Consider the following 12,820-nt stretch of genomic DNA (forward strand, 5'->3'; position numbering starts at 1 on the left):
AATTCGTTCTCGTGAATAAAAAAGCTTACTTATATCATTAAGTAAGCTTTTTTTGTATTTAATGGGCAGTAAGCATATGAATTATTCGTAGCTCTTATACCCAGAAAATCAGAGATTTTCTGATAGTGTTTGATACAGGGTTTGGGGATTGGCTGTATCGGGGATTTCTGCCGGAGCGGTTTGGGGTGCTGCTACCGGTTCGGAAGTGGTGTTACTGTCCACCAAGTCATCGATGTCGATGTTGTCGTCTTCGCTTTGAGGAAGCGTGCCGCCGGTTTGTTGGGAGCGGACTTTCATGTAAAGGTCGCGTGTGTAGCTGTATTTGTCGATGGCTGCGCCTTCGAGGCTGTCGGTCAGGTCGAGCAGTTCTTCACGGGTGTTGATGGCTTGCTGGCCGGTTGTGCCCCAGCGTCCTGCTCTGGTGTGGAAGACGGCGTTTTTAACCGGATAGACGGTGGTAACGGCGTTGCCGACGGTATCGCGTACGGTAGACGGGCCGAGTAGGGGGACAACGAAGTAGTTGCTGTTTTTCCAGCCCCATGAGGCGAAGGTGTCGCCGAGGGTGTTTTTATTGCTGGGTACGCCGCCTGCACCGGCTACGTCGATTAAACCGCCAAGGCCGAAGGTGGTGTTGATGCCGACGCGGACGAGGTCTTCGCTGGCGCGTTTGACGTCAAGGCGCAGCACGTTGCTGCCGAAGCTGACAACATCGCGCAGGTTGTTGAAGAAGTTGCTCACGCCGGTACGCACCGGTTTGGGCGTTACTTTGCGATAGCCGCGTGCTACAGGGGAAAGGACGTATTTGTCTGCTTTGTCGTTGAACTTGGAAACGGTGCGATTGTAGCCTTCGTAAGGGTCGGCCGGATTGCGTTCGGCAAGTGCGGGAGCGGAGGCAAGGCTGATGATGAGGCAGAGGGAAGCGGTGGTTTTTTTCATGATTGCAACCAGTCTTTGATTTCGTAAAGTTCGGCCAGTGCGCGGACGGAATCGGGAATGTTTTGAATGGTCGGTTTTTTGTCTGTCCGGCGCAGAGCGTTGAGCAGCAGGGAAACGCAGGCGGAATCTGCTTTGCCTACTTGGCTGAAGTCTATGCTGTCTGTTTCTTTCAGACGGCATTGTTGTTCGTAGCGCGCAAAGGCGGAGGCAGTCAGGGTTTTGACGGTAACGTCGCCGCTGATGTAGAGCGTGCCGTTGCGGATTTCTGTTTGCATGGTGTCTTTATGATGTAAGGCACCATGCCGTCTGAACATCAGGCGGCATGGTGCGGGGGTGGATTATTTACCGCCGTTTTTGGCTTTCAAGTCGGCAATCAGACCATCAATACCTTTGGCTTTGATGGTTTCGCCGAATTGGTTGCGGTATACGGTAACCAAGCTTGCGCCTTCGACTGCGACATTGTATGCGCGGTATCTGCTGCCACTTTGGTAGGTGGTGAAGTCCATGTTGACCGGTTTTTGGCCGGAAACGTTGATTTCGGCGCGGACAACGATTTCTTTACCGCCTTTGTTTACGACCGGGTTGTCTTTGATGTTGACCTTGGCGTTTTTGAATTTCAGCATGGTGCCGGAGTAGGTGCGGATCAGCAGGGTTTGGAACTCTTTGGTCAACGCTTGTTTTTGTGCGTCAGTCGCAGTGCGCCATGGGTTGCCGACGGCCAAAGCGGTCATGCGTTGGAAGTCGAAGTAAGGGATGGCGTAAGCTTCGGCTTTTTGGCGTGCAGTGTTGGCGTCGCCGCTGTTGAGGATTTTCAGCACTTGAACGGAGTTTTCACGGACTTGGTTGACTGCGTCGGCAGGAGAGGCAAAGGCCATGCTGATGCTCAATACGCCGATGCTCAATGCGCTGATGAAGGAAGTTTTTTTCATGGGAGTGTCCTGAATATTGGGTTGATATGTGTTTATTGTTCGTTTTGACCGGCAGATTCACTGTCTGCGTTTTTTTCGGCAAAGCTGGTCATGAATTTGCCGATAAGGTTTTCCAAAACCATGGCGGAGCTGGTAACAGTAATGGTGTCGCCTGCCGCCAAAGAATCAGTATCGCCGCCTTGTTGCAGGCCGATGTATTGTTCGCCCAACAAGCCTGAAGTCAGGATTTGTGCGGAAACGTCGCTGCTGAACTGATATTGGCTGTCCAGATTGAGGGCGACTTTTGCCTGATAGGATTTAGGGTCGAGCTGAATGGAGGCAACACGTCCCACCAGTACGCCTGCGGATTTGACCGGAGCGTTGGTTTTTAAGCCGCCGATGTCGCTGAAATCGGCATAGACGGTGTAGGTTTGAGAGGATTTGCCGAACGATTGTCCGCCGGCGGCGCGGAAGGCGAGAAAGCCGATAGCGGCTGCGCCCAGTAAGACAAACAGTCCTACCCAAAATTCCAAAGCATTTTTTTTCATGTGCTATTGTCCTTGTTTCATTCTTTTTAAGTGCCGTTTCAGACGGCCTTTAGTCGGTAAACATCCACGCAGTCAACATGAAGTCGACAGCGAGGATGGTCAGGGCGGAAGACACTACCGTGCGTGTACTGGCGCGCAAAATACCTTCGGAGGTCGGTACGCAGTGGAAACCCTGATGTACGGCGATCAGCGTAACGGCTACGCCGAAAGCGGCGGATTTGATTAAGCCGTTGAGTACGTCGTAATGGAAGGTAATGTTGTTTTGCATTTGCGACCAGAAAATACCGCCGTCCAAACCCAGCCATTCAACGCCGACCAAATACGCGCCGTAAATGCCGGCAACGTTGAAAATCGACGCCAGCAAAGGCATGGAAAACACGCCCGCCCAAAAGCGCGGCGCAACCACGCGTGCCACGGGGTCGACCGCCATCACGTTCATTGCTTCAAGCTGCTCGGTGGTTTTCATCAAACCGATTTCGCTGGTCATGGCACCGCCCGCGCTGCTGGCAAACAGAATAGCCGCCAATACGGGACCCAATTCGCGCAACAGGGATGCGGCAACCATATAGCCCAAAATATCGGCGGATTTGAATTTTGCCAGCTGCGTATAGCCTTGCAAGCCCAATACCATGCCGACAAACAGGCCGGAGACGGCAACAATCAGGACAGACAACACGCCTGCAAAGTAAACCTGGCGGATGCTCAGGCGCGGGCGGGTAAACGCCGTACCTGATTTGGCCAGGATCTGCAGGAAAAACAGCGTAATGCTGCCCAGCGATTGGATGAAGCCGAGGGTTTTTGCCCCGACGGAACGGATAAAATTCATAGGTTTCAGTTGATTGGTTAAATGGTTTTCAGACGGCCTTGTTTAAGTTTCAGGCCGTCTGAACATCAGCCCAGCAAGTCTTGTTTTAAAGTCGTTTGCGCCGGATAGCGGTAGGCGACAGGACCGTCTGCCAAACCGCCGACAAACTGGCGCACCCAAGGCGAGTCGAGTTCGCGCATTTCTTCGGGCGAGCCGGAGAACATGATTTCGCCGTGTGCCAAGAAAATGACTTGATTGACAATTTCCAATGACCTTTCAATATCATGCGTTACCATCACGCTGGTGGAGCGCAGGGCTTTGTTGGCACGGCTGATGAGGTGGGCGATGACGCCCAACGAAATCGGGTCGAGGCCGGTGAAAGGCTCGTCATACAGCATGATTTCAGGGTCGAGCGCAATCGTACGCGCGAGGGCGACGCGGCGCGACATACCGCCGGAAAGCTCGGAAGGCATCAGGTTTTCAACACCGCGCAAACCGACTGCATTCAGTTTTAACACCACCAAATCGCGGATGACCGCTTCGGGCAAATCTGTCAGCTCGCGCATAGGGAAGGCGATGTTGTCGAAGACGGATAAGTCGGTGAACAATGCGCCGTGTTGGAACAAAACGCCCATGCGGCGGCGGTGTTCGTACAGTTCCTGCGCCGAAAATGCGGCCAAATCGCGCCCTTCAATCAGCACTTTTCCCGATTGTGGGTGAATTTGACCCGTAATCAGGCGCATCAGCGTGGTTTTACCGCTGCCCGAACCACCCATTACGGCGGCGAAATTGCCTTGTGGAATGCTGAAGTTGATGTTGTTCAGAATAGGACGGTCGCCATATGCGAAGGCAACGTCTTTCATTTCGATGAAGGGTGTGGAACTCATGCAGGAGAGGGGTGTCAAAAAATGTATTTTAATTACGGGTATTGTAAAGGGTATTGGATATTCGGGCAATTTTCAGACGGCCTGCGCTTAGGAATAACGGGTAAAAACGTGTGAAAGAATGCAGAAGCGTTGGTGGTACGGTCGTTTTGTTGCGTGTTGTGTCAAACATACAGACGGCTGTGTAGGTATATTTTGTATAGAAATACAAAAAAAACAACTGAATCAAATCCAATAAAAATATTTTTATCATCAAATATCAATACTTTTTTTGGGGGCGCTTATACAGGACACAGCTAATCCAATATCTATTGAATTCTTTGTGAAAAGAAAGAATAAAACATCGATAAATCTTCTTTCCTCTCTCTTGTAGAATAATATATTTCTTTAATTTTGTTATTTGCTCCACGCCTAAAGCGTCCTGTTGGTCCATATATTTCACCCGTTATGAGTCTATTTTCATCCATATAGTTTTAAGTTTAGTGGGATACGGACTTAGCTAATGGGCTTGAATCAACGAATAGAAGGAACTCCTCCATTTTTAGAAACAAATATAGGCCAATTTCCAATAATAGATTTGTTTATATCCATTGTTTCTAAATATTCTTTTGACTGATATGGGAAAACCCACCCATCATCATTTTCTCGTACATGAGATTCAACTATTAACAATGAAATTCCCATTTCTTGCTCTATTTGACTTAAAAAAGATACTGCGATTTTCTTTGCTTCTTGATAAGTAATGACCATGGAAATACCCCAAATTGAAAATGTTTGAAGATAGTAAAATTGACTTCTCCTCCTTTTTGTATTTGCCCATCAATATACCTTTTTGGATAATTGCACTTTATGGCCTGCTGGATCGATGGCGTTAAACAAAGGCCGTCTGAAACGGTTTTTCTGTTTTCAGACGGCCTCTTAGCTCAAACCTTGAAAACCGTATGCGTGCGTTCCATGCACATCCTACTTGTTGAGTTTAGATTTCATATGGGCTACGGCTTACTAATTTATGATTTATCTATATTCCTGATATCTAATAGAATTATATAAAATACCATTCTTATTAAAAATAGGTAATAATTTAATCAAATACCAGTTAACATCAACTATGTCTTTATCAAAATTTTTAATATTAATGGTGATGCTAAATGAGAATTCAAAATTAGGGAAAAATAAAACTTGTCCACCAATATTGGTGTCAGCCCAGGTTATTGAAAATCCGATTACTTCATCTAAATTGCTTTTTATTCTTAAAAAATTTAAAATTTCTTTTTCTGACATAGAAGCTGAATTCCAATCATAGTCTTTATCGCCAAGTGGCAAGTAAACAAAATTTCCATCATCTAGAAAACTCCAACCTCCATACAATAAGCATTCTAGTATTTCATAACGAGAAAATTTTTTATTATTCATGGATAAATCAATATCTAAATTTACACTTCTTGACATTTTTAAATCTCCTATACAAAATATTTAATACCTTTTTTGTTCAAAAATTCTTTAACATGTTTGGGGATTGGTGTATTTGAATGTAATTCATATGTTGCTCCATTTTTTGTTGCAATTTTCAGTCTATCACCCATATCTGATTTAAATCTTTCGAATTTTTGAGGTGTAGAAGTGTGATCTCTCCAGAAATTACCAGATTTGGCTTCATACCAACGATTGATTGTAATAGCACCATCAAACTCTCTCCCTCCCATTTTAAAGCTTCCATTTCCTCCATGAAATTTAACTAACCAATCTTCAAATTCTTTTCCGATTAGCCCAGATGGACCTCTGCTTAATTTCTTTTTTTATTTGAGTATGTTGGTTAAAGTTGCTGTTTTTATTTCCGTTTCTTATTTCCTGAACATTTTTCTCCCCCTGCCCACGAGTTGTCAATTTATTAAGCTTCCTATCAACCTCCCATCTCGGTTTTGCATCAGACACAGGCTTAGCCTTAGGCATACTGGCCCCCGATTTACCCACACTGAACAAATCTATAGAGAACTGAACATATTTCGCAGCCTGCTCCGACAACCCCAACTGCTTCAAGGTCTGGACCGTAATCGTCGGTCGTTGCTCGCTGGTTTTTTTTTCCGAAGTTTTTCGTCCCAGTAATGACATGATCGTAGGAAGACGTTACACCAACCAAAGTGGCGGCACAGCCTAAGCCGAAAGTCTCGGCACAAGATCCGCCTCCGGCTACTCCTGAAAGAACAACCCCCAAACTGCCCGAAACGATTTCAGCTCCGGGTTTGACGTAGCGGTGTAGGATGCTTTTGTCTTCCGCATCCAGCTTTTCATATTCGGCCTTCAGGTAGTCGGTCACCCAATCGGGATGTCGGTTTAGATAGCCTATGGATTCGTTTTTCAAGTCCTTAAACCGACTGTCAAAGTGTTTATCTTGGATAAATTCGATGATGCGTCCTACATTTTGACGACATTCGGTAATTCTTCCTTTGGAACTGCATTCATGCTTGACTTGCTCTTTTATGACGGAATAAATTTTAAGAGCTGTCTGTTCGTCCTTCTTTAAGGCCGCTGATTTTAGACGATCTTTTTAATTTAGTTGGGTTTTCAACTCAACCTACACACTTAATCTGAAAGTTCATATAGCATATCTAAAAAGGCATCAAAACTATCTGCAATATGGTTAGTTACCATTTTCGTATCTCCATTCACATCTTCATAAAAATCATCATGATACATCAGAATGATACATGGATTTTCATTGCATTTTCTGTAATCAAAACAGATATAATCGCCATTAGCTGAAATCCCAAAAGCAATCACTTTTTTTGCATACCCATATTCATCATCAATACATGAATAGCTATAAATATCTTCATAGCCTAAATTTTGCTTATACCCTAAAAATGAAATGTCCCTTTCATCATTTTCACCGTATTGATTGATAAAATTGAAAATATTTTCTTTAGGGTATAAATGATCATGTTTGCTAAGAAGTGATACATATGAAACAGGAAAAACGACCCCTACATCTTCAGCAAATTGTTGAATTGTTCTTATTGGAACCAATCCCTCATCTGATAATATTGATAGTTTTCTCATTTTTACCGACCTTTATTTAACGATTTTTGACCAGTATGCCTAACAGCTTTATGAATACTATTAGGAATTAACTGCATATTATAAAGAGGCGGGCAAATATGCCCGCCTTGTTTTTAATATTTCTGCAAACCTTCCACCTTGATTTCTTTGGCATTGGCATGGATGAAGGCTTGAGTTGCTTTCATCGTGGCTTGAATGCGCGGATCGTTCCAACGCACGATTTGGTTGTTTTCATCGCGCTTATCCGACCAGATGATCACGCCGTCGGTGTATTTTTTGCTGATTTCGAGCATTTTGCGCCAGCGGACGGGGTCGATGAATTGTTTGAAATAAGGGCTGTTGGTGGCCGAATAATATTGCGGCCAGATGTAGCCGATGATTTTTTTGTTGGGAAAGCGTTGATGGATGTCGTCGACGGCGGTTTTCACGTCTTTTTCCCATTGCACCAAATCGGGGGAAGTGATGTAGAACACGGGATTGGCATAGTCGCTGATGGCGGCGGTGGGCGCACGGCGTTTGCTGACTTGCCGCCATTTGGCCAAGATGGTTTCGTTGTCAACGTTGGGGCGGTAGTGGCGGATGCCGTGCAGGTGTTCGGAAGGCATGCCGTAGTTGCTGATGACGGCGCGCGGGTTTTCTTCTCTGAAGATTTGGTACATTCGTGCGAAGTCGGTTTTCAATTCATCGGGTGTCAGCAGCTGGCCGTCTTTTTCGGCAAACCAGCTTTCGATGTCGGTGGAAATGGTGCGGTAGCCTTCGCGGCGCGATTGTTTGGCCAATTCACGGATGCGCGCTTCGTTGAGTACGCCGTGTTTGCGTTTGCCCGTCGGATCGGGTTTGACCAGCTCGCTTTCGTAAACCAAGAACACTTTGGAGAGTTTGTCGGCAGTAAGGTCGGGTTTGCTGACGTAGTCCATGCGGTCGTAGATAATGAAATCTTTGGCATGGGCGGAGAGGGCGGTCAATAAGAGGACAAGGGGCAAAAGGCGGTTGGGTTTCATATTTTTAGGCAGATAAGGGAAAAGAGCCATTGTACGGGAAGCGATGTTAAAGTGAGTCAAAGGCCGTCTGAAAGGATAAAAGTTCTTTCAGACGGCCTTTGTTGAACTGGGAATATTCAGTTTTGAGGCTGGTGTGATTTATTGCGTCGCAGTTTTTTCCAGCAATAGGAAAGTCTCGGCTTTGTTACGCGGTCTTGCGCCTTGCCACAAGGTTTGCCAACCCGAAGGTGCGTCGACATTAGCGGCTTGGCGGATGAGGCGGTAGCGGCAGGACGGGTTGTTGGTCGTGGTTTTAATATGGCTGTATTGTGTCCATGCGATTCGTGTGCGCTGGTCTTGGCCGTCGATGCTGATACATTCGAGGCCGTCTGAAAGTTTCTGTTTCAATTCGGAAGAAAGCGCGGCTTCCATTTGGTGTACTACCGGCGCATGGCTTTTGGCGGCGTTGAGCCACGGTAAAAACAGAGTCATCAGCAAGGCCCAGGCCAAGGTAACGCCGGCTGCCCAGTTGGTTACGGCTTGGCGGCCGCGGATGTTTTTACGCGTAATCGCCCAAAGCCATAACGGGGTAAACAGCAGGGCGACGGCCATCGGAATCGGGTCGATGTCGGGGACGTAGTACGGGCTGAAATAGGTGGCGCGTTCGGCCAGTTTGGCAGGCCAGCCGTAGTTCATGGCGAAGAAGCCCAGCCACAGGAACACGGCAATCAGACCGAATGCCATAATGCCGAACCAGTTGATAAATGCCGCTGCGCCGCGACGCAGGCCGTCCAGTTGTGCCGCGCCGAGCAGGGCGAGCGGCGGCAGCAGCCAAACGAGGTTGTCTTGCAGGCGTTGAGGATTGATGGCGAGCAGGGCTGTCATGATAACCAGCCACGACAGGCTCAGAATACCCCAGTTTTTATCGTGGATACGCGTGCGGCTGAGCGTCCATGCCGCCAGCGGCCAAGCAGGTAAGACAAACCACAGCAGGTTTTTCAGATAATAGGGCAGGTTGAAGGCCGTCTGAATCTGATGGAGGCCGCCGAATACGCCTAAGGAATAATGGTTGAACCAAATATCAAACCATTCGGGATTGGTTTTTGATAAAACCAGCGGATACAGAATCAGCAGGGGCAGGGAAACGACGATGGCGCCAATCAGGGTCAGTAAATAGCGTTTGCTCTGCCAAGTGGAATGGAACGATAGGGCAAGTGCCAAAAAAATCATGGCCGCAGTCAGCAGATAGCCTGAGGATAGGGAGAGTAAAACCCAGCCGCCGCACAACAGCAAAATGGCAATAATGACGCGGCGGCGTGCCAGTGAAAAGCCGCACAGAATCAATCCAAATGCGGCAAAAGCAGCCGACATGGGGTTGAGAAAGTGGGCGATGGGCAGCAAACCGATGCTGCCGATAAGGATTAAGACAACGCTGCGGCCATGGTGTCTGCCGAGAAAGTTGAAACCGGCAAAACCGCAGGCGGTCAGTCCGATGGCGGTGAATACCACGCCGGCAAAACGTGAGGCATCATAGGTATCGGCCGCCCAAGGCGAAAACAGGGTTTGGAATGCGGTTGCCGCCCACAAAAAAGCAGGGGAGATGGTGAAATCGGGTTGGCCGAAGATTTGTGCAACCAACAGGCTGCCGCCGTTTTTCATGGACTCGGAGGCGGTAAAGAGGGAGGGTTCGGCAGGATTCCACAAGTCATGCGAGAACACGCCCGGCCACAGCCAGGCAAAGGCCATCAGCAGCAGAAGCCATGGTTTTTCATGGGTTTTTTGGGGGCGGTGCGGATCGGGCGGTGTGTAAGTCAGCATGGAAGGTCAAAAAACGGTTGGTTTGAATAGCAATGGTACAGGGTTTGACGGGTTTGCGCGATATGCCGGACCGGAGAGCTTTGTAAAATAATGCTTATGGCTCGTTTTTATCGGGTGTTTGGAAGGATATGGCATTTGGTTGACGACAAAAAGCTCAGGCCGTCTGAAAGAAAAGTTTCAGACGGCCTGAATGCAAAAAAGACTGCACGAAGCAGTCTTTTTGACAAAGCGGCGATTAGCGTTTGAACAGGTTGCCGAATTTGTTGTTGAATTTGTCCACGCGACCGGTAGTGTCGACGATTTTTTGAGTACCGGTGTAGAAAGGGTGGCACAGAGAGCAAACCTCAACGTTGAAGCTGTCTTTTTCCATTGCGGATTTGGTCACGAATTTGTTGCCGCAAGAGCAGGTAACGTTGATTTCGTGGTAGTTCGGGTGAATACCTTGTTTCATTTGATTTCCTTTCGATTAAGCGGGCACAGGGGTTTTGCCTGTACTTCAGTTAAGAGTGGAATTTTCGCTATTTTTGGTTGTTTCGTCAAGCGGATATTTTGCGTAGCGGGCAGTTTCGCAACAGGCGAGAACAGTTTAGAATAGAGTTTCAAACCAAATGTTGTGTAATCGGGCTGTAATCTAACTGAAAAGAGGATGTAAAACCTCCTCTAGATGTGAAACTTTAAGAAGAATAATAGTCTGAATAATATTTACGCTTGTACGAACAGGAGACGGAATTAATGTGGAAAAGGATATTGACGTGCATTTTGCGTGTTTGGGGAGGAATGTTGCCTCCGTCTTATTGCAAACCATTCGGCAGAATTGCGCAAAAATTCCGTGCCGCTTTGGCTGCGTGTATTTCCCCAAACATCGGCAAAAACGTCAATATTGAAAAAGGCGGATATGTTTTTCCGGATACGGTAATCGGCGACAATTCGGGTATCGGCGTCAATTGCGAAATCTGTCACGGCCTGACCCTCGGCAAGAACGTGATGATGGGGCCGGAATGCCTGTTTTATTCGACCAACCACAAATTCAACCCTGAAACCCGCCGCTTTGAAGGCTATACAGACATCCACCCGATTGTGATTGAAGACGATGTCTGGATTGGTCGGCGTGCGATTATCATGGGCGGCGTTACCATCGGTAAGGGCGCGGTAATCGGCGCAGGTTCGGTGGTTACCAAAGATGTGCCGCCTTATTGCGTGGCTGCGGGCAACCCTGCGATTGTTCGGAAAAAACTGCTGGATGAGCAAGAGCTTGCAGCCGAATAGCGTAAACAAAATAGCAAAATAAAAGGCCGTCTGAAATTCAGACGGCCTTTTTTAATATTGATTAAGCAGCAATTTTTTCGCATTCTTTAATGCAAGCCAAGCAAGATTCGTAGCAGGCTTTGCATTCAGCGTGGTGGCCGGCGTGTTCTTTGCAGGCGGCAGCACATTGTTTGCAGGCTTCGATGCACACTTTTGCCAAAGACGGGGTCAGGCGTGAATTTTGGGCAGCGAGGTTTTGCAATGTGCCACACAGTGCCAACATTTGGTTAACGCCGGTTGCGCAGTCTTTCATGGAAGTATCGCCGGAGCTCAACAGGGCAATGCAGTGCGCCAAGCAGATTTGGCCGGCTTCAACGCAATGTGCGGCTGCTTTGCGCGCAGCTTCGTAGGCGCGCGGTGCAGAGTGCGCGTGACCAGCATGACCGGCGTGGTGTGCATGGTCGTGAGCACGGGCAAAAGAAGCGGCGGCGGTGAGAGAGACAGCAGCGGCGCTGCCGATAAATTGACGACGGTTCATCATAGTTTCCTTTTTGCTTTGTAGAAATATCGGACGAATTATTTCATCCGTTATTAAAAGGTTATCATGTTATTCGTTTTTAAACAATGGGCCGTCTGAAGGTATCGATAACACGTTCAGACGGCCTGTTGTTAGATATGATATTTGTTTAAATTAATCACAAATCGGATGGCTGAAATACGGGAAAGTGACTTTTTGCCGAGAAAATAGTCGGTTTATTCCGCCAACAATTCTTCCGGTTTGACTTTCTCGCCATACACAGGCAAGAGGGTTTTTTCATAGGCGGCTTTCAGACGGCCGTCTTTTTTCATGGCGGCGATTTCGCCGTTGACCCAGTTCAGGAGGTCGGTGTTGCCTTTTTGAACAGCCGGGGCGATGAATTCGGCAGGGCCGAGGTTGCCGATGGCAACTTCAAAATTTGGGTTTTCTTTTGCCCATGCCCACAGCAGGGCGTTGTCGTGGGCGAGTGCTACGCCGCGGCCGTCTTTCAGTGCGTCGAAGGTTTCGGTATTTTGGTCGAATTTCAGCAGTTTGACTTCAGGATGGTTTTTGGTGAAGAAGGCGTCGGCGGTGGTGCCTTTGTTGACCAGAAGGGTTTGGTCTTTCAATTGCGCAACGTCGGTAATCGGTTTGTCTTTGGGGGAAACTACGCCCAAGGCCACTTTCATGTAAGGATCGGCGAAATCGACGGCTTCGGCGCGTTCGGGTGTTTTGGTGAAGTTGGCGAGGATGAGGTCAACTTTGCCGGAACGGACGTATTCGACGCGGTTTGCGGCCTCGGTCAGGACGAATTCGACTTTGTCGGGGCTGCCGAGCAGGTCTTTGGCCAGGTCTTTGGCGATTTCAACGTCAAAGCCTTGGTTTTTGCCGTTGGCGTCAACATAGCCGAATGGAGGCTTGTCGCCGAATACACCGATACGGATGACGCCTTTTTCTTTGATGGAGGCAACGGTCGCCGCGCCGCTGCTTTGTGAAGATTGGGCATCGCCGGAGCCGCCTCCGCAAGCAGTCAGGCCGACGGCGATGGCGGCGGAGGCGAGGAGGGCTTTGAATTTAGCATTCAATTGCATGAGTATTTCCTTTTCAAATGTTTGGTTGAAA

Annotated in this window: 18 protein-coding genes and 2 pseudogenes; 1 reads left to right on the top strand and 19 read right to left on the bottom strand. The window is 47.9% G+C overall.

Going from position 1 to position 12,820, the window contains the following annotated elements:
• Nucleotides 1-108 precede the first annotated feature (108 nt).
• The 17 genes and pseudogenes from KCG54_RS00540 to rpmE all read right to left on the bottom strand — a co-directional run bounded on the left by KCG54_RS00540 (nt 109) and on the right by rpmE (nt 10,387).
• The gene (locus KCG54_RS00540) at nt 109-936 is read right to left on the bottom strand and encodes an MlaA family lipoprotein (RefSeq protein ID WP_254324336.1); all 828 of its coding nucleotides are present in this window, start codon (nt 934-936) and stop codon (nt 109-111) included.
• Nucleotides 933-1,211, bottom strand: a complete 279-nt coding sequence (locus KCG54_RS00545) for an STAS domain-containing protein (RefSeq protein ID WP_036493932.1) — start codon at nt 1,209-1,211, stop codon at nt 933-935. Before KCG54_RS00545 ends, KCG54_RS00540 begins: the two co-directional genes overlap by 4 nt.
• Before the next feature lie 63 nt (nt 1,212-1,274).
• Nucleotides 1,275-1,865, bottom strand: coding sequence for an MlaC/ttg2D family ABC transporter substrate-binding protein (locus KCG54_RS00550; protein ID WP_049332874.1), 591 nt, complete (start codon nt 1,863-1,865; stop codon nt 1,275-1,277).
• A 32-nt stretch (nt 1,866-1,897) separates the two neighbouring features.
• A complete protein-coding gene (mlaD, locus tag KCG54_RS00555; RefSeq protein WP_003681819.1) occupies nt 1,898-2,392 on the bottom strand; it encodes an outer membrane lipid asymmetry maintenance protein MlaD in 495 nt (164 codons plus the stop codon).
• Between the two features lie 49 nt (nt 2,393-2,441).
• Complete coding sequence (gene mlaE, locus KCG54_RS00560) at nt 2,442-3,218, bottom strand: lipid asymmetry maintenance ABC transporter permease subunit MlaE (RefSeq protein WP_107848613.1); 777 nt, start codon at nt 3,216-3,218, stop codon at nt 2,442-2,444.
• A gap of 65 nt (nt 3,219-3,283) precedes the next feature.
• The gene (locus tag KCG54_RS00565; protein ID WP_254324337.1) at nt 3,284-4,084 is read right to left on the bottom strand and encodes an ABC transporter ATP-binding protein; all 801 of its coding nucleotides are present in this window, start codon (nt 4,082-4,084) and stop codon (nt 3,284-3,286) included.
• Between the two features lie 189 nt (nt 4,085-4,273).
• Nucleotides 4,274-4,514 (bottom strand): annotated as a pseudogene (locus tag KCG54_RS11995) (hypothetical protein); the annotation flags it as partial.
• A gap of 80 nt (nt 4,515-4,594) precedes the next feature.
• Entirely contained in the window at nt 4,595-4,831 is a 237-nt protein-coding gene (locus KCG54_RS00570; RefSeq protein ID WP_081456507.1) for a YrhB domain-containing protein, read from the bottom strand.
• Nucleotides 4,832-5,095: 264 nt separating this feature from the next.
• The gene (locus KCG54_RS00575; protein WP_254324338.1) at nt 5,096-5,530 is read right to left on the bottom strand and encodes a hypothetical protein; all 435 of its coding nucleotides are present in this window, start codon (nt 5,528-5,530) and stop codon (nt 5,096-5,098) included.
• Between the two features lie 11 nt (nt 5,531-5,541).
• On the bottom strand, nt 5,542-5,784 hold the full coding sequence (locus KCG54_RS00580; protein ID WP_254324339.1) for a hypothetical protein: 243 nt from the start codon (nt 5,782-5,784) through the stop codon (nt 5,542-5,544).
• A gap of 76 nt (nt 5,785-5,860) precedes the next feature.
• Nucleotides 5,861-6,043: pseudogene (locus tag KCG54_RS00585) on the bottom strand (hypothetical protein); the annotation flags it as partial.
• A gap of 1 nt (nt 6,044) precedes the next feature.
• Nucleotides 6,045-6,440, bottom strand: a complete 396-nt coding sequence (locus KCG54_RS00590) for a hypothetical protein (protein ID WP_254324340.1) — start codon at nt 6,438-6,440, stop codon at nt 6,045-6,047.
• A 221-nt stretch (nt 6,441-6,661) separates the two neighbouring features.
• Nucleotides 6,662-7,138, bottom strand: a complete 477-nt coding sequence (locus tag KCG54_RS00595; RefSeq protein WP_254324341.1) for an SMI1/KNR4 family protein — start codon at nt 7,136-7,138, stop codon at nt 6,662-6,664.
• A gap of 2 nt (nt 7,139-7,140) precedes the next feature.
• The gene (locus tag KCG54_RS12025) at nt 7,141-7,215 is read right to left on the bottom strand and encodes an HNH endonuclease (protein ID WP_432761020.1); all 75 of its coding nucleotides are present in this window, start codon (nt 7,213-7,215) and stop codon (nt 7,141-7,143) included.
• 36 nt (nt 7,216-7,251) lie between these two features.
• Nucleotides 7,252-8,139 carry a hypothetical protein gene (locus KCG54_RS00600; RefSeq protein ID WP_254324971.1) on the bottom strand — a complete coding sequence of 296 codons (888 nt, stop codon included), beginning with the start codon at nt 8,137-8,139 and terminating at the stop codon, nt 7,252-7,254.
• 138 nt (nt 8,140-8,277) lie between these two features.
• The gene (locus KCG54_RS00605) at nt 8,278-9,936 is read right to left on the bottom strand and encodes an ArnT family glycosyltransferase (RefSeq protein WP_254324342.1); all 1,659 of its coding nucleotides are present in this window, start codon (nt 9,934-9,936) and stop codon (nt 8,278-8,280) included.
• A gap of 235 nt (nt 9,937-10,171) precedes the next feature.
• Complete coding sequence (rpmE, locus tag KCG54_RS00610) at nt 10,172-10,387, bottom strand: 50S ribosomal protein L31 (protein WP_003681847.1); 216 nt, start codon at nt 10,385-10,387, stop codon at nt 10,172-10,174.
• A 281-nt stretch (nt 10,388-10,668) separates the two neighbouring features.
• On the opposite strand from rpmE, the gene KCG54_RS00615 reads away from it, so the two are divergent.
• Nucleotides 10,669-11,202, top strand: a complete 534-nt coding sequence (locus KCG54_RS00615; RefSeq protein WP_101755768.1) for an acyltransferase — start codon at nt 10,669-10,671, stop codon at nt 11,200-11,202.
• A gap of 61 nt (nt 11,203-11,263) precedes the next feature.
• On the opposite strand, the gene KCG54_RS00620 is transcribed toward KCG54_RS00615, so the two are convergent.
• Together KCG54_RS00620 and KCG54_RS00625 are read right to left on the bottom strand one after the other, a co-directional pair.
• Nucleotides 11,264-11,719, bottom strand: a complete 456-nt coding sequence (locus tag KCG54_RS00620) for a four-helix bundle copper-binding protein (RefSeq protein WP_101755769.1) — start codon at nt 11,717-11,719, stop codon at nt 11,264-11,266.
• Nucleotides 11,720-11,934: 215 nt separating this feature from the next.
• Nucleotides 11,935-12,789, bottom strand: a complete 855-nt coding sequence (locus KCG54_RS00625) for an amino acid ABC transporter substrate-binding protein (protein WP_070837101.1) — start codon at nt 12,787-12,789, stop codon at nt 11,935-11,937.
• Nucleotides 12,790-12,820 lie beyond the last annotated feature (31 nt).

Source organism: Neisseria subflava, from assembly GCF_024205705.1.
Lineage (GTDB): Bacteria > Pseudomonadota > Gammaproteobacteria > Burkholderiales > Neisseriaceae > Neisseria > Neisseria subflava_D.

Bases quoted from the DNA above. Each gene is read 5' to 3' on its own strand.
- KCG54_RS00540 (WP_254324336.1), bottom strand. From the start codon at position 936: ATGAAAAAAACCACCGCTTCCCTCTGCCTCATCATCAGCCTTGCCTCC.
- KCG54_RS00545 (WP_036493932.1), bottom strand. From the start codon at position 1,211: ATGCAAACAGAAATCCGCAACGGCACGCTCTACATCAGCGGCGACGTT.
- KCG54_RS00550 (WP_049332874.1), bottom strand. From the start codon at position 1,865: ATGAAAAAAACTTCCTTCATCAGCGCATTGAGCATCGGCGTATTGAGC.
- mlaD (WP_003681819.1), bottom strand. From the start codon at position 2,392: ATGAAAAAAAATGCTTTGGAATTTTGGGTAGGACTGTTTGTCTTACTG.
- mlaE (WP_107848613.1), bottom strand. From the start codon at position 3,218: ATGAATTTTATCCGTTCCGTCGGGGCAAAAACCCTCGGCTTCATCCAA.
- KCG54_RS00565 (WP_254324337.1), bottom strand. From the start codon at position 4,084: ATGAGTTCCACACCCTTCATCGAAATGAAAGACGTTGCCTTCGCATAT.
- KCG54_RS00570 (WP_081456507.1), bottom strand. From the start codon at position 4,831: ATGGTCATTACTTATCAAGAAGCAAAGAAAATCGCAGTATCTTTTTTA.
- KCG54_RS00575 (WP_254324338.1), bottom strand. From the start codon at position 5,530: ATGTCAAGAAGTGTAAATTTAGATATTGATTTATCCATGAATAATAAA.
- KCG54_RS00580 (WP_254324339.1), bottom strand. From the start codon at position 5,784: ATGGGAGGGAGAGAGTTTGATGGTGCTATTACAATCAATCGTTGGTAT.
- KCG54_RS00595 (WP_254324341.1), bottom strand. From the start codon at position 7,138: ATGAGAAAACTATCAATATTATCAGATGAGGGATTGGTTCCAATAAGA.
- KCG54_RS00600 (WP_254324971.1), bottom strand. From the start codon at position 8,139: ATGAAACCCAACCGCCTTTTGCCCCTTGTCCTCTTATTGACCGCCCTC.
- KCG54_RS00605 (WP_254324342.1), bottom strand. From the start codon at position 9,936: ATGCTGACTTACACACCGCCCGATCCGCACCGCCCCCAAAAAACCCAT.
- rpmE (WP_003681847.1), bottom strand. From the start codon at position 10,387: ATGAAACAAGGTATTCACCCGAACTACCACGAAATCAACGTTACCTGC.
- KCG54_RS00615 (WP_101755768.1), top strand. From the start codon at position 10,669: ATGTGGAAAAGGATATTGACGTGCATTTTGCGTGTTTGGGGAGGAATG.
- KCG54_RS00620 (WP_101755769.1), bottom strand. From the start codon at position 11,719: ATGAACCGTCGTCAATTTATCGGCAGCGCCGCTGCTGTCTCTCTCACC.
- KCG54_RS00625 (WP_070837101.1), bottom strand. From the start codon at position 12,789: ATGCAATTGAATGCTAAATTCAAAGCCCTCCTCGCCTCCGCCGCCATC.